At 47.8% G+C, this 23,178-nt stretch carries 19 protein-coding genes; 12 read left to right on the top strand and 7 right to left on the bottom strand.

The features are described 5' to 3' along the window. The first annotated feature begins 87 nt into the window (after positions 1-87). The 3 genes from BBD41_RS12905 (at position 88) to BBD41_RS12895 (ending at position 4,124) form a co-directional block, all read left to right on the top strand. On the top strand, positions 88-2,412 hold the full coding sequence (locus tag BBD41_RS12905) for an ABC transporter permease (protein ID WP_099477832.1): 2,325 nt from the start codon (positions 88-90) through the stop codon (positions 2,410-2,412). Next, positions 2,412-3,170, top strand: a complete 759-nt coding sequence (locus BBD41_RS12900; RefSeq protein ID WP_099477831.1) for an ABC transporter ATP-binding protein — start codon at positions 2,412-2,414, stop codon at positions 3,168-3,170. Before BBD41_RS12905 ends, BBD41_RS12900 begins: the two co-directional genes overlap by 1 nt. Positions 3,171-3,281: 111 nt before the next feature. Next, a complete protein-coding gene (locus BBD41_RS12895; protein WP_099477830.1) occupies positions 3,282-4,124 on the top strand; it encodes an aldo/keto reductase in 843 nt (280 codons plus the stop codon). A gap of 98 nt (positions 4,125-4,222) precedes the next feature. Here the strand turns inward: BBD41_RS12895 and BBD41_RS12890 are convergent, their stop codons facing one another. The 4 genes from BBD41_RS12890 to BBD41_RS12880 all read right to left on the bottom strand — a co-directional run bounded on the left by BBD41_RS12890 (position 4,223) and on the right by BBD41_RS12880 (position 11,086). After that, positions 4,223-8,248, bottom strand: coding sequence for a glycoside hydrolase family 10 protein (locus tag BBD41_RS12890; RefSeq protein ID WP_099477829.1), 4,026 nt, complete (start codon positions 8,246-8,248; stop codon positions 4,223-4,225). 374 nt (positions 8,249-8,622) lie between these two features. After that, the gene (locus BBD41_RS30010) at positions 8,623-8,799 is read right to left on the bottom strand and encodes a hypothetical protein (protein ID WP_167392974.1); all 177 of its coding nucleotides are present in this window, start codon (positions 8,797-8,799) and stop codon (positions 8,623-8,625) included. A gap of 245 nt (positions 8,800-9,044) precedes the next feature. Then, entirely contained in the window at positions 9,045-10,070 is a 1,026-nt protein-coding gene (locus BBD41_RS12885; protein WP_099477828.1) for a ComEC/Rec2 family competence protein, read from the bottom strand. Beyond that, positions 10,067-11,086, bottom strand: coding sequence for an SGNH/GDSL hydrolase family protein (locus BBD41_RS12880; RefSeq protein WP_099477827.1), 1,020 nt, complete (start codon positions 11,084-11,086; stop codon positions 10,067-10,069). Before BBD41_RS12880 ends, BBD41_RS12885 begins: the two co-directional genes overlap by 4 nt. A gap of 505 nt (positions 11,087-11,591) precedes the next feature. Here BBD41_RS12880 and BBD41_RS12875 point away from each other — a divergent pair. Then, on the top strand, positions 11,592-12,041 hold the full coding sequence (locus BBD41_RS12875; RefSeq protein WP_099477826.1) for an Hsp20/alpha crystallin family protein: 450 nt from the start codon (positions 11,592-11,594) through the stop codon (positions 12,039-12,041). Between the two features lie 364 nt (positions 12,042-12,405). Here the strand turns inward: BBD41_RS12875 and BBD41_RS12870 are convergent, their stop codons facing one another. The 3 genes from BBD41_RS12870 to BBD41_RS12865 all read right to left on the bottom strand — a co-directional run bounded on the left by BBD41_RS12870 (position 12,406) and on the right by BBD41_RS12865 (position 15,525). After that, positions 12,406-13,344, bottom strand: a complete 939-nt coding sequence (locus BBD41_RS12870) for a phosphoenolpyruvate carboxykinase (ATP) (RefSeq protein ID WP_237087105.1) — start codon at positions 13,342-13,344, stop codon at positions 12,406-12,408. A 90-nt stretch (positions 13,345-13,434) separates the two neighbouring features. Further along, entirely contained in the window at positions 13,435-13,560 is a 126-nt protein-coding gene (locus tag BBD41_RS29805) for a paeninodin family lasso peptide (RefSeq protein ID WP_157929298.1), read from the bottom strand. Positions 13,561-13,575: 15 nt separating this feature from the next. Continuing rightward, positions 13,576-15,525: an asparagine synthase-related protein gene (locus BBD41_RS12865; RefSeq protein WP_099477824.1), complete on the bottom strand. Its 1,950-nt coding sequence runs from the start codon at positions 15,523-15,525 to the stop codon at positions 13,576-13,578. 621 nt (positions 15,526-16,146) lie between these two features. On the opposite strand from BBD41_RS12865, the gene BBD41_RS12860 reads away from it, so the two are divergent. The 8 genes from BBD41_RS12860 to pssD all read left to right on the top strand — a co-directional run bounded on the left by BBD41_RS12860 (position 16,147) and on the right by pssD (position 23,175). Continuing rightward, positions 16,147-16,890, top strand: coding sequence for a YveK family protein (locus tag BBD41_RS12860; protein ID WP_007132663.1), 744 nt, complete (start codon positions 16,147-16,149; stop codon positions 16,888-16,890). Then, on the top strand, positions 16,871-17,512 hold the full coding sequence (locus BBD41_RS12855; RefSeq protein ID WP_007132662.1) for a CpsD/CapB family tyrosine-protein kinase: 642 nt from the start codon (positions 16,871-16,873) through the stop codon (positions 17,510-17,512). Before BBD41_RS12860 ends, BBD41_RS12855 begins: the two co-directional genes overlap by 20 nt. Positions 17,513-17,783: 271 nt before the next feature. Beyond that, on the top strand, positions 17,784-18,674 hold the full coding sequence (gene galU, locus BBD41_RS12850) for a UTP--glucose-1-phosphate uridylyltransferase GalU (protein ID WP_099477823.1): 891 nt from the start codon (positions 17,784-17,786) through the stop codon (positions 18,672-18,674). 18 nt (positions 18,675-18,692) lie between these two features. After that, positions 18,693-19,385, top strand: a complete 693-nt coding sequence (locus tag BBD41_RS12845; protein ID WP_007132660.1) for a sugar transferase — start codon at positions 18,693-18,695, stop codon at positions 19,383-19,385. After that, positions 19,313-20,404 (top strand): beta-1,6-N-acetylglucosaminyltransferase, encoded by a 1,092-nt coding sequence (locus BBD41_RS12840; protein ID WP_099477822.1) that lies wholly within the window; start codon positions 19,313-19,315, stop codon positions 20,402-20,404. Before BBD41_RS12845 ends, BBD41_RS12840 begins: the two co-directional genes overlap by 73 nt. Then, positions 20,385-21,743, top strand: a complete 1,359-nt coding sequence (locus BBD41_RS12835) for a lipopolysaccharide biosynthesis protein (protein ID WP_099477821.1) — start codon at positions 20,385-20,387, stop codon at positions 21,741-21,743. The genes BBD41_RS12840 and BBD41_RS12835 overlap by 20 nt, the downstream gene beginning before the upstream one ends. Further along, positions 21,740-22,720 (top strand): polysaccharide pyruvyl transferase family protein, encoded by a 981-nt coding sequence (locus BBD41_RS12830; RefSeq protein WP_099477820.1) that lies wholly within the window; start codon positions 21,740-21,742, stop codon positions 22,718-22,720. Before BBD41_RS12835 ends, BBD41_RS12830 begins: the two co-directional genes overlap by 4 nt. Next, a complete protein-coding gene (gene pssD, locus BBD41_RS12825; protein ID WP_007132656.1) occupies positions 22,717-23,175 on the top strand; it encodes a PssD/Cps14F family polysaccharide biosynthesis glycosyltransferase in 459 nt (152 codons plus the stop codon). The genes BBD41_RS12830 and pssD overlap by 4 nt, the downstream gene beginning before the upstream one ends. Positions 23,176-23,178 lie beyond the last annotated feature (3 nt).

Below are 23,178 nucleotides of genomic sequence, written 5' to 3'. Positions count from 1 at the left end.
CTTGATCGGTATTTCAGGATTTCTTTTCTTCGTCATGCTCCCGTTTGCCGGCACAAATCTAGATGAGCCTGAATATAGGGGTGACTTATGTATTTCAAAATAATTCGCAACGATATGCTTAAAAGCAAATGGGTCACATTCACAACCATGCTGTTCGTTGCCGCAGCAGCTATGCTTGTATCCCTTGCGGCTATTCTTTTCGTCCATTTGTCCGGGGCGCTGAATGAACTGATGACCACGGCGAGAACGCCGCATTTTCTGCAGATGCATGCAGGCGAAGTTAATTCCGAACGCCTTCGGAATTTTGCGGAGCAGAATCCCGATGTGGATGAATATCAGGTCCTCGAGTTTCTAAATCTAGATAATTTCAAGTTTCAATTTGGGGAACAATCGCTTACGGATAGCGTTCAGGATAACGGGCTTAGCGTGCAAAGCCAAAAATTTGATTATCTGCTCGATCTGGACGGTAACGTCATCCATGTCTCCGAAGGGGAGCTCTATGTTCCGATCAGCTACATGAAGGCTGGCATCGCTCAGGTTGGCGACAAGGCGACTGTAAGCGGAAAGTCGTTTACGGTAGCGGGATTCCTTCGAGATTCGCAGATGAATTCCGCGCTTGCTTCCTCCAAGCGGTTTCTGATCAGTGCCCAAGATTTCGAGGAGCTTAGAGGTCTTGGAAATGTAGAGTATTTGATTGAGTTTCGATTAAAGGATCTGTCAAAGCTAGGCGAATTCGAAGCGGCTTATGCTTCCGAGGGACTTGAAGCGAACGGACCCACCGTAACCTACCCGCTGTTCAAAATGATTAACGCCATCTCCGATGGAATGATCATTGCGGTTATTCTTCTCATTAGCGTGCTGGTCGTGACGATTGCGCTAATGTGCATTCGCTTCACGCTTCTTGCAAACATCGAGGACGATTACCGCGAAATCGGCGTCATGAAGGCAATCGGGATGCGGATCTCCGACATCAAGAAGATGTATCTTGCGAAGTATGCGGCGATAGCGGCGGCAGGCGGTATGCTGGGTTTTGCCCTTTCCTTAGCCTTCAAAGACAGGCTGCTCGAGAATATTCGGCTTCATATGGGGGAAGGCGGCAATTCTTCATTAGCCTGGCTGCTTGGCATCGCCGGCATCCTGGCTGTGCTCCTTGGAATAATGGCTTATGTAAATCATGTGCTCAGACGTTTTCGGAACATATCCGCCGCCGAAGCCATCCGCTTTGGTATGTCGCAGGAAAAGGCAGTCGGCGCCAAACGGTTTACCCTGAGCGGAAACAGGCTCTTCAGCACGAATATATTCCTCGGGCTAAAGGATGTTCTGGCAAGGAAAAAGCTTTACGCGACCTTGCTTGCCGTACTGGTCATTTCGGCATTTATCGTCATCGTTCCGCAGAGCCTGTACCATACGATTTCGTCCAAAGGCTTCATCCAATACATGGGGATCGGCAACAGCGATATGCGCATAGATATTCAGCAGACCGACAATATGTCGGAGAAAGCCGCTGAAATTATGAACATGATGGAAAGCGACGACGCTTTTTCGAAATATTCTCTGCTTGCAACCAAAGCATTTAAAGTAAGAACGGAGGACGGGGTGGAAGAAAGGCTGAACGTTGAGCTCGGTAACCATTCCGCATTTCCCTTAGAATACACCGAGGGAGAAGCGCCAGCCGCAGACGATGAAATTGCTCTTTCGTCTATGAACGCCGATGAGCTGGGCAAAAAGGTCGGAGAATCCATCATGCTGGTAGTTGAGGGAAAGGAAAGGAAGCTGACGGTAAGCGGCATCTATTCCGATATTACCAACGGCGGCAAAACCGCCAAGGCAGCGTTCGCCGATCATTCGGCAGACGTTATGTGGTATGTGATCTATGCGCAGCTTTCGGAACCGTCTCTTACCGATCGTAAGGTCTCGGAATATGCGGAGAAATTCGCGTATGCCAAGGTGTCCGACATCGATGAGTATATGGCGCAGACCTATGGCTCAACCATAAGCTCTGTCGGCAAGGCCTCCCGTACCGCTACGGTCGTTGCGCTGACAATTATGATCTTAATCACCCTGTTGTTTATGAAAATGCTTGTGGCCAAAGACAAATATGCCATTGCCGTCATGAAAGCGCTCGGGTTTACGGACAATGACGTGAAGGCGCAGTATATATCTCGTTCGGTCATCGTCCTCATTGTCGGCATCGTCCTCGGCACCATTCTAGCGAACACGCTTGGAGAGCGACTTGCGGGCGCTGCGATTTCCACCTTCGGAGCATCGGCATTTCGGTTTACGGTCGATCCGCTGTCTGCGTATTTGCTCAGTCCGCTGATGATGATCGGTTCGGTGCTGATTGCGACCGTGATCGGCACATCAGGCGCGGGGCACATCAAAATATCCGATAGTTTAAAGGAGTCAACCTGATGAAGAAAATGATTGTCGGTGATCATATCGTAAAATCTTTCGGCGAGGGTGATGAAAAGCGCAATGTTCTTGACGGCGTCTCGGTCCATATCAACGAGGGGGAGTTCGTTGCGGTAATGGGACCGTCAGGTTCGGGGAAATCATCGCTAATGTTTGCGCTGAGCGGCACGGATGGCATTAACGACGGGAAAGTCGTCGTTGACGGCCAGGATTTATCGAAGCTGGGGGAGAAGGAGCTATCCGATGTTCGAAGAACGAAGATGGGCTTTGTGTTCCAACAGCCGACGATGCTGAAGAATCTGAACATTCTCGATAACATCCTTCTTCCAGCCTTACGGGATAACCGCAAAAACACTGCGGACCTGACGAAAAAAGCAAGAGCGCTTATGAAGAGGGTAGGTATTGAAGAGCTCGAGAAGCGCGACATGACACAGGTATCGGGGGGACAGCTTCAGCGTGCGGGAATATGCCGGGCGCTGGTGAACAACCCGAGGATTATTTTTGGCGATGAGCCTACGGGCGCGCTCAACTCGGCCTCGGCGCAGGAGATTATGGACATTTTCTCCGAAATTAACGGCGAAGGCACGGCGGTAATGCTTGTCACCCATGACGCCAAGGTGGCGGCACGGACAGAACGGATTATGTTTATGCGCGACGGAGCAATTGTAAGTGAAATGACGCTTCCGAAGTATAACGGCATGAGGCTGGACGACAGGGTCGAGAAGGTAACGGCCAAAATGCGGGACATCGGCATATAACAGAGACCGTCGCCAAAAAGGAGCTAGCTGAATCATGAATGGGTCATGTCCCCTGAATGAGGTTTATAATAGGACTAGTGAGGACCCAACTTTATGTAAGGAGGCTTTCCAATGAATCAGAATGTTCCGGAGCTTACGCTAAATGACGGCTTGAAGGTGCCCGCAATCGGACTCGGCACTTATAGCCTGAAAGGCGAAGAAGGCGTTAAAGCCATGGCTGCCGCGATGGATGCAGGGTATCGGTTGATCGATACGGCTTTTAACTATGAAAATGAAGGTGCCGTCGGCAAAGCCATCAAGCGGAGCTCCGTTGCCAGGGAAGAGCTGTTGATTTGCTCCAAGCTGCCGGGCCGCCGCCATGCCTACAAAGAGGCGCTCGTAACCATCGAAGAGTCGCTGTACCGAGCGGATCTTGATTATTATGATCTTTATCTGATCCACTGGCCGAATCCCAAGCAGGATGTGTACGTGGAAGCCTGGCAGGCGATGATTGAAGCCAAAAAACGCGGATACATCCGGTCTATCGGGGTTAGCAATTTCCTTCCCGAACATATTGACCGTCTAATTAAAGAGACCGGGGCAGCACCTAGTTTGAATCAGGTGGAGCTTCATCCTTTCTTTGACCAGGCGTACCAGCGGAAGAAGGATGGGGAGCATGGCATCGTTACGGAATCGTGGAGCCCATTGGGACGCGGCAATGATATCGTGCAGGATGAACAAATCGTCCGAATAGCCGAGGCTCATGGAAAAACGGGAGCGCAGGTGATTTTGCGCTGGCATACCCAGCTTGGGGCCATTCCGATTCCTAAATCGGGCTCCCTTCAGCATCAGAAGGAAAATCTCGATATTTTCGATTTCGAGCTGACTGCGGAGGAGATGGATGTCATTTCATCCTTCAGCCGCGAGGATGGACGGTTGTGGGGACAGGATCCGAGCACTTACGAAGAATTTTGATCGTAGTAAGCCGCTTCTTTGGCCAATATCCCCCATCATCAAAAGCAGACGCCGATATTTAACCGGCGTCTGCTTTTTCGTCCTTTTCTATTGCTGTACTACAGCTTCCAAATACGGTACAGAATTACCGCTGCTTCGGCGCGGGTGAGGGGATCGTGCGGTGCAATGCGGCCGTTCTTGCCGTTTACAATCCCGGACTTGACCAGTCGGGCCGCACTTTCCAATGCATAACCGGAGACGCTTGCCGCATCGCGGTAACCGTCCAAGCTTCCGGTACCCTCGAGGGATTTGCCGGCTGCCGATAATGCCCGCACGGTCAGCGCCATCATGTCTTGTCTTGAGATCGGCTCATTCGGCTGGAAGGTCTGATCTTGAAAACCTTTTACGATTCCGAGCGCATAGGCGATGTCCAGCTCGCTGTGATCGAAACCGGCAGACTCGGCATCGCTGAAGCCTGCTTGCAGAGCCGCTGTCCCTTGGCCGCCGGATCCCTTTAACTCGAGCGCTCTGACAAGAAGTGAGACGAAGTCGCCTCTCGTCATAAATGCTTCGGGAGAGAAGCGGCCCTCGGACGTCCCTTTGATGACATCCCGCGCAGCCAGATGATGAATGGCTTGCTCGGCCCAAGGAACCTTTTTCAAATCTTTGAAAGCCTTGGCCTCGTAAGCTATAGCGTAGGTACCGAAACGGGTCGTTTGAAAAACAACCGCGCCCGCCGATGCATCATATCGGCCATTTGGAATGACCGCAACCTTTCCTTTGCCGTCCATGTACCAAACCACCAGGCGCTCCGGATTAAGCAGTTCTTTGGCGGTTGGGGTATATGGAATTTTTACCGTTACAGGAACCTCAGGATGACTCCAGTCTATGGCTTTCCCGTCTGCCGAAAGACTTAGATCGATGGCTGGTCGGCCGCTGATCCGTTCGAGGTCCGCTGCAGCCAGATGAGCCGTTGAAGCTGTGCCTATGCGGATCGACACCTGTTTTGCGGCTTTTGCGGCTTGCGACAACCCGCTGCTTGGGATATGAAGGGTCGCGTTGTCCGTTTTCAGCACAAGCTCAAAGGCTGGATGGGCGTTCAGGCTATGGCCCGGCAGCTGTACTTCATATGCATCTACGGCATTTTGAGGGGCCACTTCAATTACGATTTGTTTCTTGCCGTTGGGGTTAGGAGTGGCTAGCCCAAGCGCTTTTGCGAGATCATCGCTAGCAATGGTGCCTACTGCATGTCGATTAGCGACCTTCACTTCGGGCTTGATGGTAATCACGCCGTTTTCGTTCCTAATGCTTCCGGCTTGAGGGGTGCTTCCATTGCCGGAGCCGGGATTGCTGCCATTGCTGCTGCTTGGGCTGCTTCCATTGTTGTTACCTCCCCCGCCGCCGCTGCCATTGTCAGAGCCGCCGCCGTTCCCAGGACTTGCGGGTTTGCCGTCTAAGGTAACGACGCCGAACACGGAAGGATCCTGATAGCCGTTGCCGGTCGTATCATTCCACGCGGCAACGCTTTGGCGAGCGCCGTCTTTCGCGTCATTGATCTGGGCGTCGAAGCCTATTTTAACCTGATTTGCAGGTTTGATGGATTTGAAAGGGATCTTTGCTTCCACCGTGTAGTTCGTTCCGGAAATTTTGGTTGCGGACATAAAGCCTTCTGCGATCGCTGGAGGATTAAATGAGGTCTCATTATCAAAGTTGATTCTGTACTGCCCGTCATCCGCTTGATAGAACGTTGTTTTGGCATTGTTTTCGTCCAGGAAAATTTCGACGGAGTCCTGCTCCCACACATTCACGCTCGCTTTATCAAGCTGGGCGTCGCTAACCTGGATCAATACATATAGATTGTGGTCATCCCAGAGCGTTCTGGCCACCCCGGTCGCACCCTGCCAGGCCGTCTGGTATTGATGGATCGACATCTCGGGAGCTTGGCTCCAGATCGGGTCGACTGTTCCGTCTATGCCAGGTGTGCCATACATGGCAGTGGACTGGTTGGCATCCTTCGAATCAGGCTGGTGCTCCTGAATAAATGTATCAGGATCAATGACACCGTAATAGGCCGGTTTGGCCCGCAAGTTCTTATCAAACAGCAGCGGGTTGGAGGCGGCCCGCCAGCTTGAGCTGTCTTCAAGGCCCCAGAAGGTAACGCGGCTGATATGAGCCGCATGCTCCTTGAAAATTTTCATGAGCTGGGCATACAAATAGCCTTGTGCATTGGCTAACTGCTCGGAGAGCTGGTGGTTGCTTCCGGCCTGGATGTCAAGCTCGCTGATGGTGATTTCCACGCCCAAGGAGATAAATTTCTCCAGGGAGCGCTTCACATTTTCCGGATTCGTGTTGATGTTGTAATGTCCCTGCATGCCGATTCCGTCGATGAGCAGCTTGCCCGGATGGTCCAGCGCATACTTGTCATTGATTGCTTTCACCATATTGTAAATGGCCTGGGCTTTATTCTGATTGTCTTCGTTATAGTCATTGTAATGAAGCTTGATATCCCATTCCGGATGTTCGTCAAGCACTTCCCTTGCCGCGAGAAATGCCTGCTCGACATAATCCGGACCGATGGCCTGATACCAAGGGGACTGACGCAGCGAGGCTTCCCAATCGGACGGATTCGGCGGATTATCGCTCATCGCCTCATTGACGACATCCCAAGAGATGACTTTGTCGCCGAAGTGCTCCATTACGGTGCGGATATGCGTGCGCAGATTCTCAAGGGCTTCCTCCCGGCTTAAAGGGATCGTATTCCCTTGTCCATCCTGCACCGTGTTCATCCATGCCGGGGACTGCTGGTGCCATACCAGCACATGCCCGTGCATCTGCATGCCCTCTGCCAGAACTTTATCTACCATGGCATCCGCGGCCGTGAATGTAAAATTACCCTTTGTCGGCTGCAGCGCATCCGGCTTCATCGCGTTTCCGGCGGTGGCCGCATTATGATGCATCGATAACAGCTCGAGCCGCACGCCTTCGAGATCCTCCGCTGTGATGGCGTTGCCGATGAGGAAATCATTTTGATACGCTTGTTTGACGGGAATCAAGTCTTTCTCGATTTCGACGGGGCCGGCGCTTGTTTTCTCGAAGCTGATGTCATCGATATAAAAGGATGCCGTCGCGTTATTCGAGCTTTCTACATAGATGGTTAAGTATTCATTCCCCACACTGTTGTACCGATAGGTTCCCTCGAACTGGACCCATCCGTCGCTGGTGCTGATCGTTTTGGGGGAAAGGGCCACATAATTCGCGCTGCTTCCGGAGCCGATTTGGGAGGACAGCTGGAGCTGCGAGCTTGCGGGCTCGATCAATTTGATCCATGCCGTGACTTTATATTCGCTGCCTTGATCAACGTATTTCTCGACTCGCAATGATGGCCCGTGCCATGTGGCTGTACGGCCTTCTACCTTCAAAGCGTAAGAGCCGCCGGGCGTATGGTTGGCTTCCTGGGTGACGGTCAACGTTTCATTACCGGATCTGCCTTCAAATCCGCCAGCCGTTTGGTCTTCAAAATCGATGGGAGTGAAGGGTAAAGCGGGTTCCCTAGGAGGCCCTTCCTCACCATCACCGCCGGAAGCCGCCTTCTTGGTGATCCGTATATCCCCGATGTAGAAGGGAACCGTCTTCCCGTCCTCGTTGGATTGAACCCGGAGGGCCGAATCGACTTCGGTATTAACGGTGAATTCTTTACTAAGCTGTACAGGGGTGCCTGCGGCAAAATCCGCACCGGCCAGCCAACCATAGCTGTCTACCGTTTGAAGAAAAGCCTGAGCGCCTGTTGGCACAGGCTCATTGGCGTCTACATATACAGAGACGGTCACCGTATACGTTATGCCGTTCTCCAAGCCCAAGTCGACGTATTTGAAATCGGCCGCGTCCCAGTTATTGGCTCGGTTGCTTACATACAGAGCGCCTCCGTCCTCATTGCCGGCAAACGCTTTATTGGATACATGCGATATGCTGGCACTGCCCGATTGCACGGCTTTTCCTACGCCCGTCCCAAAGGTTTCATGATAAACGGTTTCGGTGGCTTCCGGTTCCTGTGCGTCAGCCCGAACATCCGGGGCTCTCCAGCCCGTCGGAAGAAGTAAAGCTGCCGCGATCAGAATCGAGATGCCTTGTTTGATCCATTTACTCATTCACTGTACTCCCCCTACCCTAAAGAATATTAAGCGCTTTCATTACTTTACAAGCAGCCTCCTTTCTCCAGAAATTGTAGCATCCGGTTAGATCCAGTGTCTTTTTGCAAATTAAAGGAGATACTTAGTTTTTTACATACATTTGTTGGTTAGAAGCAGAAGAGATTTGTTGGTTAGAAGCAGAAGAGAGTGGAGGAGCGTTGGACTTAAGGGGGATATAAAAAGAATGTTCATGCTGAGGACGTCCCGCCCGATCATATCCTAGAAATATGTAGACATTTGAGCATATGAAAAGCGACCGGTGATCGGCCGCTTCTTTGGGTGATTGTTTTTGGAAGAGGGTAGTAGTGTAAACAGTTAGAAGGGGGCACCCCTTAATGATAGTTCTTCGACTCGTTTTCCTTGTATTTGCCATCGCTGTCATGCAGTGCTTGCTTCCGGCGATCATTCCGGGCTTGCTGCTGCTGTTGGGCGTCCAAGCTGTTCACGGGCGTCTCATCCAGTCTCTCGACCGTATTGATCAGGTTCTTGTCCGGTTGGTTCGTGCTCAAATGTAAGGCCCTCCTTATACTGGAATCGGTTGTGATGCTTATTATGTGCGGGAAGCAAAGCGGGTATTCAAGCATATGGGGTTGTGCCATCCTGTTAGGACTCCGGGTTGTTCGAATGGCTGAAGGAAAGAAAGCAAAATTCCGTATTCGACGCTCCGTAGGGTTGAAACGGCCTAAAAACGAAGTCCCTAACATGACAAAACCCCGGTTTTCCGGGGCCTTGTACGAGTGTTTCATAAGGACGGTTATCTAACTTCCTTCTCCGTAATGAGCTCGATGGCTTTGCCATCCGATACGAGCAGAATATTGCCGTGGAGGGCGGTTGAAGCTACGAGGGCTCCGTTTTTTTCATAACGCTGTTTGATGTCGAGATTTTGAAAAATATTGGCGCTTAGAACCGCGATGTCAGGCGAAGCCGCTTTAACGAATTGCGGAGAGGAGGACGTTTTGTCTCCGTGGTGGGGAGCATGCACCATATCGGCTTTAAGCTGATCAGCATGCCGCTCTGCAAGATCATATTCTCCAGACTTGTACAAGTCGCCGGCAAATAAAAAGGTGTTGTCCCCATAGTGCAGCTTCATCACGAGTGACTGATTATTGATATTCTCAGTCGACCAATCCTCGAATTTATCCGGGGAGGTACCTTTCTCCGGATTCAGCAGTTCAATCTCCACATGTTCGCCGATCTGAAGACGGTCGCCGTCCTCTAAATAATGGAGCGGAATATCATGCTGCTCAATCAAATCCATCACCGTGCGGTATGTGCCGGTCGTATGTTCAATATTCGGCATATAAAATCCGCCGATTTCTTTCGTCCTTAGCAGCGATGTATACCCGCCCATATGGTCATAATGAGGATGTGTATTTATGGCGTAATCGATTCGGGTTACACCCAGCCGTTTCATATACTCCTCCAATTGGGAGCCTGTTGCGGGAATGCCTGCGTCGATCATGATGTTGAGCCCGTCGGGCGTTTGCAGAAAAATAGAGTCGCCGGATTTCTCCTCCGAATCCAGGAAAAAGTATCGTACCGTGAGCTGATCCTGGTATGACTTCGTATCGAATACGTCACCCGTCCGGTGGACAATCGCGGATTCGGACCGCGGCTTAGCAGATGCATCGGCTGAAGCACTGGCGTTCTGCAGGCTTGAGGGATCCGCAGTTCCAGCCTCCTTAGCCGGAGTGCATCCGGCAAGAACCAGAAGCATAGCGAGCGCTAGAGCGAGCAGTCTATTGAACAACAGATGGGGCAGGGGCAGCCTTGATCTCATATCCGCTCGTTCCCTTCGCTTATAAGGCTGTGGAGCTTGAGCTCATCCTGGAAAAGGCGGTGCACGCGCCGTGCGATCAATGTATAACCTTCCGCATCCGGGTGAAGCTTGTCGGACAAGCGTTCTTGATCCGATTCCCCGAATATGTCGAGACCTTCAACATAGAACAGGTGGCGATCGCCATGCTCCCGCAATATCTCGTAGGCCTCGCGCAGCTCCTGCCGGATTTTTACCAGATTCAGACCGACCGGGTTGTCCGCGGTTTCACGCTCCGGCGCGAAGATCGGCGACATGAGCAGGAGAGGGGTACCCTGATGTCGTTCGCGGATAATTTGAATGAGCCCGATGACGCTGGATTTAAAGGTTCTCGCATTCAGGCTGGATTGTCCCATCACGTTAATGCCAAGGCATAAGGAAATGATATCGGCCGGGAGATCCCGGATCATCCTTGCGACCATAGGCTCAAGATGGCAATTGGCCGAATAGCCGAGACAGGTCAGCTGAAGCCCTGAGCTTTGCGCGACAAGCGCCGGCCAGGTTTGCGATGGGCTGGCCGCCTTGCACTGCGTGATCGAGCTCCCGTAAGCGATCCAGCGGGGGCGTTTATCTTGAAAATAGGTGAAGCTGGAGTCCTGATCGAGCAGGATGCGCTGAACACAGACCGGGTGCTTCGGGGATAAATAGATTTCGATCGACTTATTCGTGCCGGGCAGCGCGTCCCACGAGACAACGGATTCCCCCGGCTCGGCGGTACGGGTCGAATGGAATTGCCCGTCTACCAAACAATCGAAGCTTAGCGGATTCTCGGTTGCAGCAAAGCTTACTTGAATCGAGGACGAATCACTCCAAAAGGAAATGCGCACGCCTGCGGGGACCTTCGCTTCCCCGCCGATTCCGTCCGGCGGAAATAATGCGGCTTCACGGTAAGGAATGCGCCAGGGCCGGGCCCCATCCTCCGTGATCTCGACACTGACGGCACCGTGAAACAAAGCTTCATTCATGGCAATGACGTTCATGGACTCACTCCTGTGGACGTTTTTTTAAAAGACTTATGAATTTCGTAAAAGTACAGCAGATCTGCGAGGATAACAAGAAAAAGCCCTTTGCACCAAAAAACCTTTAATCGATAAAGGCTCTGATGATGCAAAGGGCTTCTCATATTCTCTGCCCGCTTCAATTTCAATATTCACTCTCATAGTACACATATCTTAGAATGATGACAAGCTATTTCGTAAGTAACGTAATCGTCGATTCATCGGGTACAATTTCGTCGAAGCCTATTTTCGATGATGTATGGTTGATGTAGATCTCCCGCGAGTTCGTAGTCTTCAACAGCAGAAAGCAAAAGGTCAAAGGTCAAGGATAGTCAAAATCAAATATTAAACGCTAAAACATGGCCATTTCCAGCCAAAACAAGCGGATTCAGGTCCATATCGGGTTTATTCGGCTTTGTCATAACCCTTCGACGGGCATATAATGAACATGTAAGGTCAAACAAGGTCAAAGAAAGGGGAATGCATCATGTTTGATATGATTCCTTTTGGAAAACGCAGAGAGGACTCCATCAGCCAGCTGATGAAGTCATTCAATGATGTGTTTAGCAACGACTTTTTTGCACCGTTCAAGGGTTCGGCGGCGATGTCCTTTAAAACCGATATCCGTGAGACGGAGAATGCTTATCTGGTTGAAGCGGAATTGCCCGGATTCCATAAAGACGACATTGAAATCCGCTACGAGGAGCCTTACCTGACGATTAAAGCCGTGCGCAAGGAAGCTAGCAACGTGGAGGATTCGGATCAAAATATCATCCGGAGAGAGCGCAGCTACGGCGAATACGTACGCCACTTCCATGTTCAGCATATTGACGAGGACGGCATCACCGCATCGTTGAAGAACGGAGTGCTGAAGCTGGAGATCCCGAAACAGCCGAACACTCGCGCCAAGCGGATCCAAATCCGGGATGACATGTAATCCAATTTCGCGGCCTTAAGCCGCGTTTATATATAAAGGGCTGCCTCCAGGGTGCTATCACCCAGGGGGCAGCCTTAGCTGCGTTCGGGTCATTGGACTGCCGACAACTTGGCAGCGTGATTCGAGCATTGTAATACATGAGGCTAACTGACAATGAACCAAGCGAGATAAATGATTTTCCGCAAATGAGCAGTTTTATTTATATATAAGAATTAATCTTAATACGTGGCTAAGGTAAACATATGTAGTGAAATTAATATGATAGACATCGGCATCAATCATTAATATTAAGAAGACCAGGAAATCTAATTTATTTTTAGAAAAGAAAAGTAATACGGCCGGATGGGCCGCATTCAAAGAAAATTTATTTTTTTTCGATGGCATCTAGCACCATATCCATCAGCTGGTGAACGGTAGGTTCGTTCAGCGGCCGCCAGAGCTGATAAGCGGTAATGCAGCCGGCTATCTTGGCTGTCATACTGAAGTGCCATTGTGTCAGCCCGCTGTCGGCAAGAAAAGATCTACGATAAGTGTGGCGCTGCAGAAGCGGAATACGCTGCAGTTTATCGAACGGCCGAATTCCGGGAGCCTCACAATCCGTTTTGACCAGCTCGAAAATGCCGGCTAACGGCAGAGCTGTTGTTGCGAATTGAGAACTAACTGGCACCGCAAACTTCGTTTCACGTTCAAACAGCGGACGAAATTTCCCAGCATTCAGACCGAGTGAGTCCAAACTTTCCTGCCACAGCTTTTGTTGAGGATAAGCCGGGGAAACCATGGGTACGTTCTGCTCATTTAAGGTAACTGCGATCACATCGTCGGTTAACATGCAGAACCCTTGCTGTATAAAGGCGGAGGCCAGCGTCGATTTACCGTGCCCGGAATGACCGACAAAGGCGTAAGCCTTGTTGTCTACTACAATGGCGCTTCCGTGAAGGGGGAGAATTTTACGCTGGAGTAAAAGCGCACCCATGCAGGATCCGAGGATGAAGAGGCGTATTTTGTCTTCATCGGCGCCTGGTTCGGGAGAGACGTGAATGGTGTTTCCGTTCTCGATGGCGAAAACGGCGAGATCAGGAACTTTAAACATGATTTGGCTAGGGGTACATATGAGATTATGAGGAATTGGCCTATGCTGGGGCCAAGTCATATCTAAATCAACATAGCGAACCGAAATATGAGTAGCACCGTGCAAATCTACTGCCTCTGCCTGCGGCAGTTCCGGAAGTGGAATATCACTTTGGATGGAAAGACCAAAGGCTTTATACATCGTTTGATTGAGCGTGTGGGACAAAATGATCACTCCATTGCTTATTGGCATAGAAAAGAAGATAGCCCTTATACCCGAACAGGCGCATAGGGGCTCGCTTCTGGAGATGATAGATTACAAGGATTAGCTGTAGTTGACATGCTCATCTGGATCCGGTTGAACTGCATCCGGGATTGAGTTTCCAGGACCCGCCATTGTCATGTTGACATCAAGAATTTCAAGGGAAGGCACGCTCCATTCTTTTTTCATAGATATCACCTCCTTTCAGAAGTTTTTTTGCAGAAATCGGTACAGAATAATACTTCGAAGTAACACTTTAATAGAAGGGCCGTAGGCTTCGCTGGGATCGAGACCATTCCTCGCTTGTGTCAGTGCCTCCTGGATGACAGGCATATTTAAAAGCTGATTCATACGGGAGTCCCTGCTTAATTGCTCTACCTCTTGTATAATCACGGGCCATTTATCTGACATTCTGTGGATGGAGTCGGCGGCCTGTATTCCTCGGGTACGCTGGTTCAGACGAATGGCATCCGGCAGCCAGCCCTTGGTCGAACGACGGATGAGGGCTCGGTCCATGCCGTCTTGCACAAATTGCTCGATGGGAGTTCCTAGACAAAAACGGATAACGCGTAGGTCATTCGTGGGGTCATGGCCCCAAACAGAGTAACGGACTGAAAGCTTGCTCCCGCTGGTACCGGTAGTACTCCATACGTTGATTCGGTCGAAATGCAGCTTTCTTGCTTCCAGTGGATCTGACGGAAGGTCAGCCGTCGATCCGATTCCGGTAAACTTTGGGTCGCTGAGCTTTTCATAAATCCCGGTTCGTTTCGCAAAATCAGAATGAACCAGCTGTGGAAACTCATAGGGCGAAGGAGTAGGCTTTAAACGATCAACGAAGGAGAAAGCCTTGCGGCCGACAATGGAGTAGATTGTTTTACGACCTGCACCGACATTTTTGCTGTATTGTTTAATTTCCCGGGATAACCGATACCATTGCAACCTTTTTACAAGCTTGCTGTAGTAATCCAGTGCGGGCCCCCAGGAAATGCTGTAATTGCCTCGTGCGCCGTTCAGAAGAATGCCAATTCCACGTTGTTGCGATTGTTCATAAAACCCTCTAAGCCAAAAAGTGTTATCAAAAAATTTATAGGGAGACTCCAAAATATCTAGCCAATCGTCAATCTCGGTATAGGGGTCGCTGCCCGAAAAACTTAGATAGTTGTCTTCTATATTACCTACGTATTTGACGGTCTGCTGTATAAGCGGCCGTTCGTCGGCCAGCCTGCGCTTGGGAGTCCAGTCTACAAAGCCCTCATCCGGCACATAGCTGAAGGTGTGGAGTTGGCGGTTGCTCTCTTGAAGGGCTCTTGCCGCGAAGCTGACGACAGACCCGGAGTCCAGCCCTCCGCTAAGGTGAGCGCCAATGTGGCGCCGGGTACGCTTCAGTCTCGCTGTTACGGCTTTATGAAAGACCTCCCGGAACCCTTCCTCATATTCCTGAGGTGAGGAAAGCTTTATAGGAGCTATTTCAGAGAGACTGCTATATTTTGAAATTAAAATCCTGTTATTACTGACGATTAAGGTGTGTGACGGAGGCAACTGGTAGATATTTTTATAAACCGTTGCGGCGACATCCGGAGGCTCAAAAACGCCTTTGATCGCCAGGAATTCCGCCAGCCATCGTTCATTAAGCTGCTTATGTACATGCGGTAATGATAATAAGGGATGGGTCATTGTGCAGAAGGAGAATTGCTCAGCATCCTTGTGATAGTAGAGGGTCCGTGAGCCTGAGAAATCCCTTGCGCAGAATAGAAGTTGTCTCTTTTCATCCCAAATAGCGAAGGCAAAATCGCCGACTAATCGCTCTGTCATGCGCTCAGACCATTTGTCGTAAGCAAGGAGAAGAAGTTCACTGTCGGCAATATCGGCCCTTCGTACTGATGAGACTTGCAGTTCATCCATTAACTCCTCGCGGTTATCAATGATGGCATCGGCCGTAATAGCAAGCCTCTTCATCGAATCATAGAAGGGAAGCTGTTCATGAACCGATTGCTCTGTTATCCACTGCGCATGACACGCGAGCATCATCCTGCCGCCATCCCATACCCCACGTTGATCTGCTGGATACTTTCCCATTGCGTGTATGAATAGTCTTTTATCCTCTTGCTGGACAGCATCTTCATTTAAACGATAAACACCGGCAATGACGCTCATTAGAGTTCCTCCGTTATAACCCATCCTGTCAAACGTATTGATACATTCCGTATCGACAATCATTATATAACGAGTATACAAAATGTATCAATAGTTTTTTGAAGAAAATTATTTAATGAACAGGCCCTCTCTTAGCTGCGGCTCTTCCCCCATGAAGTCTTACGCATACACCAAAAGCAACAAAAGATGAAAGTTCAAGGGAGCAAGTCTAAAAAAACAGGACTGCCCAGAGAGAAGATAAAACCGCATATAGAATACGCTCCCCCCTGAATACGCTTCCATTATATATGTTGGGCTTCTCAGTTCCTGATCGATACGAATGTGCCTAGCTCATATATAAGTGAAATTACACATTCAATAACTTCTCAAGGGTGCGGAAATAACTTTATATAGGAAAGCGCTAACAAGTGTTGTACCGCATGATTGCGATACATGATGCCATTTTTTTGAAAAGATAAATATTAAATATAGCCTTGACATGATACAATCTGTATCGTAAATTATGGGATATGAATTATACATATTGTATCGTTGCGAAAGGTTGAAATCTTAATTGATTGTAAGCAGAGATTTGCGATATGTCACGAGCTGTTCACTAATTAAGCGGGGGGTTAATCACTAATGGAACTTAAACAGTATTTCAAAATAATTCAGAAAAGATGGTGGCTCATCGCAGCAATCGTTACTGTTGCAATCGCTGCTACTGGAATCAAGAGTTACTACTTTACGACACCGGTCTATGCGGCAAATGCCAAACTGATCGTTAACCAATCCTCGAGTGACGGGCTTAATACAAGCTCAATCCAAACAAGTATTTTCCTCATCAATTCCTATAAGGAGATCATCATGTCGACCGCAATTATGAACAAAGTGGTTGAGAAATATCCTGATCTCGGAGAAAGTCCAACGACGCTTGCCGCCAAAATTTCGGTGTCCTCAGCCAACAACTCTCAAGTGATGAACCTCGTTTACCAGGATACTTCCTATACTCATGCAGCTGCTGTAGTTAATGCGGTTTCAGCAGTATTTAAAGAGCAGATTCCTCAAATTATGAATGTTGACAATATTACAATTCTGAGTGAGGCAGACCCAGCAGCCAAAGTGGCCCCAATCAACTTAAATCCGGTAATGAATATAGTTATCAGTTTTGTTGTTTCGTTAATGCTGGCTTTAGGCTTCGTATTCCTGCTGGACTATTTGGACGATACGGTGAAAACGGAAGACGACATTGTGGAGATTCTTGAGGTGCCTGTACTTGCCGTAGCAGGGAAGATGAGTAAGGCAGAGCTCAAAAAAAACGCAAGATTAAAGACCACGGAAAAATCAAAAGTAGGAGAGGGTCAGTATGCGACGATCAACCAATGACGCTAGTTTAATCGTATCCGTAAATCCCAATTCGCCTCGTTCAGAAGTATACCGTTTGCTTCGAACCAGAATCCAATTTTCCTCAAAAGATCAGGATCTGAAAACGCTAGTGATTACCTCTGCACAAACAGGAGAAGGAAAAACAACTACAATCAGTAACCTGGCAGTGATTTATGCGCAAGAAGGCAAGAAGGTTCTTCTTATAGATGCAAATATGAGAAAGCCATCTCTTCACAAGATGTTTTCTCAAATGAATCATCAGGGGTTAAGCACCGTCATTACCGGGAAAGACAGCTTTGAAAATGCAGTGCAGGACACTTATATTAGCAACCTTCGATTACTCCCTGCCGGTCCAATCCCCTCGAACCCTTCGGAACTAATTGATTCCCCTGCGATGTGGGGGCTCTTGGAAGAACTGGAGGCTCAGTATGACGTCATTCTTATTGATACGCCGGCCATGTTAGAGGTTTCAGACAGTGTTATATTCAGCGCTATGTGTGATGGCGTTGTTATGGTGGCGGCTGCAGGTCGGGCCAGGAAGGATTATTTACGAAAGGCGAAGGAACAGCTGCACCATGTGAATGCACGGATATTGGGTGTCGTATTGAATCAAGTCGGATAAACAGGCGCACAATCTGCAGGTTGCAATCTCATCTAGATATACAGGTAATGTCTACTGAACCTTTATCACTGTAGGCACTCGGTTACGCTGTGGGTCTGTAACGACCTTAGACATGATTGTCGAGGGTGTAACGTGAGGAAGGGTTTAATGCCCTGATTAGAAAGCTTAGTTATGCTCTCTTCTGATGGAAGAGTGTATAGGTAAACTTGTCTACAGCAGCAACACAACTCAGCTTCCATATGAAATTAATTGAGATAGGAGAGGACCATCAATGAAAAAAGTAAAAAAAGCCATAATTCCTGCAGCGGGGCTGGGTACTCGATTTCTGCCGGCAACGAAAGCCATGCCGAAGGAAATGCTTCCAATTGTAGATAAACCTACGATTCAGTACATTGTCGAAGAAGCGGTGGCTTCCGGAATCGAGGATATTATCATCGTTACGGGGAAGGGTAAACGTTCGATCGAGGACCATTTTGATCATGCCTTCGAGTTGGAGAACAATCTGTTCAGCAAGGGGAAATTTGATCTTCTGGATGAGGTTCGCCGCCCCTCAAATGTGGATATTCACTATATCCGTCAAAAGGAGGCAAAGGGTCTTGGTCATGCCGTTTGGTGCGCACGCAATTTTATTGGTGATGAGCCCTTTGCAGTGCTTTTAGGCGACGATATTGTCCAGTCACCGACTCCCTGCATTCGTCAGCTGGCGGAGCAGTTTGAACAACTTCAGCGCTCTATTATCGGAGTTCAGACGGTTCCATCCAATCAAACGCATCGTTACGGAATCGTCGCCCCACTTAAGAGAATCGATCGCTTGTACGAAGTAGACTATTTCGTCGAGAAGCCTCTTGCAGGGCAAGCTCCATCGAGGCTGGCAATCATGGGTAGGTACATATTAACGCCGGAAATTTTTGATTTCCTTGAGCATCAGGAAGAGGGGGCGGGCGGTGAGATTCAGCTTACGGATGCCATTCAAAAACTGAATGTAAGCCAAGGCGTGTATGCTTATGATTTTGAAGGCATTCGGTACGACGTCGGTGAAAAACTTGGTTTTATTATGACCACGCTTGACTTTGCTCTTCAGAATGAAGAACTTCGTAAACCGCTGCTTCAGGGTATGGAGGAAATTTTGGAGCGAGAGCATTTGGGAAAAATAAATCGTTAAAGAGGTGAATTGGAGGATATGTATCCGACCCCGCAAAGAAATGAAGCAGAGGTCGCCCTGGACGGAGCCTCGGCATATAACGGTTATGCGCAAAATGAAACTAAAATTGCTTATCTAATGATTAAACGGTCAATAGATTTCATATTTGCGCTTTTGGGGCTTCTTCTATTATCACCGCTTTTTTTAATCATATCTATTCTCATTAAATTAGAGGACCCTAAGGGGGCCGTTTTTTTTTACCAAACACGTATCGGGAAAAACGAGAAGCCGTTTCGCATGTACAAATTTCGGTCTATGGTCTCGAACGCAGAAGAACTATTAGACAAGTTACTGGAACACAACGAGATCAATGGGGCCATGTTTAAGATGAAGGAGGATCCGAGGGTAACTAGGATCGGGAAATTCATACGAAAGACCAGTATTGATGAATTACCGCAGCTCTGGAATGTCATTCGAGGCGAGATGTCGTTGGTTGGCCCAAGGCCGCCGTTGCCCCGGGAGGTAATGGAATACAGCAACCACGATAAACAGCGGTTAAGAGTTACTCCGGGATGCACGGGATTATGGCAGGTTAATGGAAGGAGTAGTGTAGGCTTTTCACGGATGGTTGAGCTTGATCTGATCTATATCAAAAACAGATCCCTGCTTTTCGACATGAAAATCATATTAAAAACGATCTGGATTATGCTCACGTCCAAAAATTCTTACTAACTTCATTTCGATTAGGAGGACTTATCCTGAAGGAAAAGATAGCATATTGTATCCTGGCCCATAATGACTGTAAGCATTTTGGGCGACTTGTCCGCATGCTGAATGACAAGGCGGATTTTTATGTGCATATTGATAAGAAAACATCCCAGTCTCCTTTTCAGAGTGAGGTCAGCCAGCTGAGTAATGTTCATTTTTCTAAGGAGAGATATCCGGTGTTCTGGGCTGGTTTTAACGTAATAAAGGCAACAATTGCATTGTTGCATCTCTGTATATCTTCGGGAAAGCAATACAAAAAAATTGTGTTGCTTTCCGGTTCCGATTATCCCCTTGTTAGCAATGCAGAAATTCATGCTTTTTTCGATAAGCATCCTGATATCGAATTTATTAGAGCATCAAATGTCTCTAAAAGCCATAGCAAACATCATCTGAACCACATTCAAAGGTATTTCCTGAGAGACTGGAATATCAGAAATAAGCTTGTTTATAAAGTAGTAATGAAAATGGTGGAGATGATTCATGGTTTTCTTCCTTTTCAAAAGAAGCCTTTCATTGAGATGAACCGGAAGAAATTTGACATTTATATGGGATCTCAATGGTGGGCTCTTTCTCAGGAGTGTGTCGTGGATTTACTGACATGGATAGAGGAGTATCCAGGGATCGACCGGTACTTCAAGCATTCTTTTGCGCCGGACGAAAAATATTTCCATACGCTTATCTACAATTCCCCCTACAGAAACAAAACTGAACTGGGCGATGAGGAGCCGTTCCGTACGGAAGAATACAAATGGCCAATCTGGCCAAATATCCACCATATTCATCCATCATTGCAAAAGTGGTATACCGCGGATGATGCAGATGAAGTTTTGTCCTCGGATAAACTGTTTGTACGAAAAGTCAATTCTTCAGTTTCTTCAACACTGCTCAACAGGATCGATAGTCGAATTAAGCTATCGGAAAAACGAGTAATGAAAGCCATAACAAGTATATGGAGTTGTTCCCATGATTCCCAAAAGGCTTAGCAAGCTGATTCACAGTAAAAATATAGCAGGAACGATATTTATTTCGAGTTTTACAAACTTATCTATAATGCTGCTTACTATGCTTCACTCTATCATTACAGCAAGAGTGCTGGGTGTAGAGGGCAGAGGTGAATTAGCTGCTATTCTTTTTTGGCCGATGTTCATTTCCGGGTTAATTGGCCTTGGCTTGCCGACTTCTCTTATATACAACGTCAAGCAAGGCATTGGTAACACTCCTGTTTATATGAAGGCTTCCTTGAGTTATCTGGTTCCAGCCGGCATCTTTGCCGGAGCTGTTGCTTGGTTTCTTCTTCCTGTTTGGCTTGGCGAGTATTCCGAGACAGCTGTTCGCTTAGCACAAATGTATACGGTATTCTCAATCCCTTTAACTTTAATGACCAACATTTTAAGCGCTTTAGCTAAGAGCATGGACCGCTTCTATATCAGCAATGCATTACTGTTGACAGTACCTCTTATTAATGCAATCAGTCTTGCTGCTTTGAGCCTAAGCGGAAGCTTGAATTTGATTACTGCCACCATAAGTTACCTCGTGCCGACTCTTTTAACCGTTGTGATTGTTGGATTCGTCCTAAAGAAACACGTATCCAATATAGAGTCTGCTAGCTGCCGCGCAGATCGGTCTGTCAAACCGTTGTTTCATTATGGATTCAAGGTTTACGGCATGGACCTTATGAGTACCTTATACACACAAGCGGATAAGATCATTATCGTTTCGTTATTAAGCCCGAGGGATTTTGGCTTATATTCGGTTGTATTTGCACTATCACGGGTTTTTAATACCGTACAGCTGGCTATTACCGATGTCTTATTCCCAAAAGTTTCGGGTCTGCAAAAGCATGACATTATTTCAATTGTCGGCAAGTCGTTTCGCATTTCAATGACCATTATGCTGGTACTGCTTGTGCCATGTCTAATCATAGGTCGTTTTTTTCTGTTAGTCCTGTTTGGAGAGGAGTTCCTGGAAGCGGACACTACCTTTTATATTTTATCGCTGGAATGCATTATTGGCGGTGGATCCTGGATTTTAGCCTCCTCGTTTAACGCCATTGGCCGGCCGGAGCTGGTTCTGATAAGGCAGGCAACAGCGATAGCAGTCAACATTGGGTTATTCTTTGTGTTTACGCCTTTATTTGGACTTCAGGGAGTCGCCTTGGCGCTCATGTCGGGATCTATCGTGCGGCTCGCAATCACATTAGTCCAAATTCCCATGATTTTTAAAGTAAGGCTTGGAGCTTTATTGTTTAATCGCGGTGATTTTACTGATTTAAGAAATATCCTAAAAGATAAAACGATGAAAAGAAGGAGAATGGTTTCATGATGTCAACTAAAGAAATGCATCCGATGGACGAGTTAAAAGAGAAGCTGAAAGTAATCCTCCAGGCAGTCCCATCTGGGTCGAGTATCTATTACATCGATTATCCCTTGTATGATAACGGCGGCGATCTGCTGATTATGAAAGGCACCGAAAAATTTTTTGCCGATCACAACATTAACGTGATGGCAAGATATTGTCTTAATGATTTTCCTAAAAAGCTGTCGATTCCGCAGAATTGCATCATTGTTTTACAAGGAGGAGGGAATTTCGGAGATTTATATCCTAACCATCAAGGGCTGAGAGAAAAAGTCATTGAGCGTTATCCTGAACACCGTATCGCCATACTGCCCCAGACGATCTACTACGAAAATGATGCTGCCTATAATAAGGCAGCCGCAATTGTAAACAAGCACAGAGATCTTCATATATTTGTAAGGGATACGGTAAGCCTTGAACAGGCCCGCACAAAATTTAAATGCAATCTCTATTTATCCCCCGACATGGCCCATCAGCTTTGGCCGCTGTTGCCTTCTAAGGAGTCCAGTAAAGAGGTACTGTATTTTTTGCGTCTTGATAAGGAAGCAAGCGGCAGCCAGGAGAGTATTCCTCTTCAATCCAGCAGTGACTATCAAGATTGGAAGACGCTTTACTCATTTCGGGAGCAGTTGATGATTAAGTTTATCTCTAAACTAACCTCCTTAAAAGGAAGAATAGGTTTAAAGTTTTCTATGAATTTCATGTGGTACCTCTATTCCGACCATCTAGTTAATAAAGCACACAGCTTGTTCAGTAATTATAAAGTTATAAAGACCTCCAGGTTGCATGGACATATTCTGTCTTGTCTAATGGATAAGCCGCATATTCTGGTGGATAACTCTTACGGAAAAAATTCAAACTACTATAACACTTGGACCTATCGATGCCAGAGCGCTCGATTAAACGTTAGTGAAGCTAAGTTATCCGGAGGGGCTGGAGCATGAAAGTTTGCTTGGTAAGTTCTACAGGGGGGCATCTTGCTGAGCTGCTAAAGCTGATTCCCGCAGTAGAAGAGCATCAGTACTTTGTCGTGACTGAATACAGCGAAATGAGCCGGTCCTTGGCCGAAAAAGAACGAGTGCATTATCTGCATCAGCAAGAAAGGAGTAACTGGAAATTTTATATTGTTGTTGTAGCGAACATGTTTAAATCATTGAAAATATTAATTAAGGAGAATCCGAAACTCATCATCACGACGGGTGCTGGGGCGGTATTCCCACTTTGTCTGTTTGGAAAGTTACTGGGGAAGAAGGTAGTTTATATTGAAAGCTTTGCGAAAATTCTAACCCCGAGTTTAACAGGTAAAATGATTTACAAATTTGCGGATGAATTTTTTATACAATGGCAAAGTCTATCCGACCATTACCCTAAAGCGAAGTATAGGGGGTCATTGTATTGATAT

It is taken from the genome of Paenibacillus ihbetae (genome assembly GCF_002741055.1).
In the GTDB taxonomy this organism is placed as follows: Bacteria; Bacillota; Bacilli; order Paenibacillales; family Paenibacillaceae; genus Paenibacillus_AQ; species Paenibacillus_AQ ihbetae.
Note: the sequence above shows the minus strand (reverse complement) of the source record. Positions and strands in the feature narration are given on the sequence as shown.

Bases quoted from the DNA above. Each gene is read 5' to 3' on its own strand.
- BBD41_RS12905 (WP_099477832.1), top strand. From the start codon at position 88: ATGTATTTCAAAATAATTCGCAACGATATGCTTAAAAGCAAATGGGTC.
- BBD41_RS12900 (WP_099477831.1), top strand. From the start codon at position 2,412: ATGAAGAAAATGATTGTCGGTGATCATATCGTAAAATCTTTCGGCGAG.
- BBD41_RS12895 (WP_099477830.1), top strand. From the start codon at position 3,282: ATGAATCAGAATGTTCCGGAGCTTACGCTAAATGACGGCTTGAAGGTG.
- BBD41_RS12890 (WP_099477829.1), bottom strand. From the start codon at position 8,248: ATGAGTAAATGGATCAAACAAGGCATCTCGATTCTGATCGCGGCAGCT.
- BBD41_RS12885 (WP_099477828.1), bottom strand. From the start codon at position 10,070: ATGAGATCAAGGCTGCCCCTGCCCCATCTGTTGTTCAATAGACTGCTC.
- BBD41_RS12880 (WP_099477827.1), bottom strand. From the start codon at position 11,086: ATGAACGTCATTGCCATGAATGAAGCTTTGTTTCACGGTGCCGTCAGT.
- BBD41_RS12875 (WP_099477826.1), top strand. From the start codon at position 11,592: ATGTTTGATATGATTCCTTTTGGAAAACGCAGAGAGGACTCCATCAGC.
- BBD41_RS29805 (WP_157929298.1), bottom strand. From the start codon at position 13,560: ATGAAAAAAGAATGGAGCGTGCCTTCCCTTGAAATTCTTGATGTCAAC.
- BBD41_RS12865 (WP_099477824.1), bottom strand. From the start codon at position 15,525: ATGAGCGTCATTGCCGGTGTTTATCGTTTAAATGAAGATGCTGTCCAG.
- BBD41_RS12860 (WP_007132663.1), top strand. From the start codon at position 16,147: ATGGAACTTAAACAGTATTTCAAAATAATTCAGAAAAGATGGTGGCTC.
- BBD41_RS12855 (WP_007132662.1), top strand. From the start codon at position 16,871: ATGCGACGATCAACCAATGACGCTAGTTTAATCGTATCCGTAAATCCC.
- galU (WP_099477823.1), top strand. From the start codon at position 17,784: ATGAAAAAAGTAAAAAAAGCCATAATTCCTGCAGCGGGGCTGGGTACT.
- BBD41_RS12845 (WP_007132660.1), top strand. From the start codon at position 18,693: ATGTATCCGACCCCGCAAAGAAATGAAGCAGAGGTCGCCCTGGACGGA.
- BBD41_RS12835 (WP_099477821.1), top strand. From the start codon at position 20,385: ATGATTCCCAAAAGGCTTAGCAAGCTGATTCACAGTAAAAATATAGCA.
- BBD41_RS12830 (WP_099477820.1), top strand. From the start codon at position 21,740: ATGATGTCAACTAAAGAAATGCATCCGATGGACGAGTTAAAAGAGAAG.
- pssD (WP_007132656.1), top strand. From the start codon at position 22,717: ATGAAAGTTTGCTTGGTAAGTTCTACAGGGGGGCATCTTGCTGAGCTG.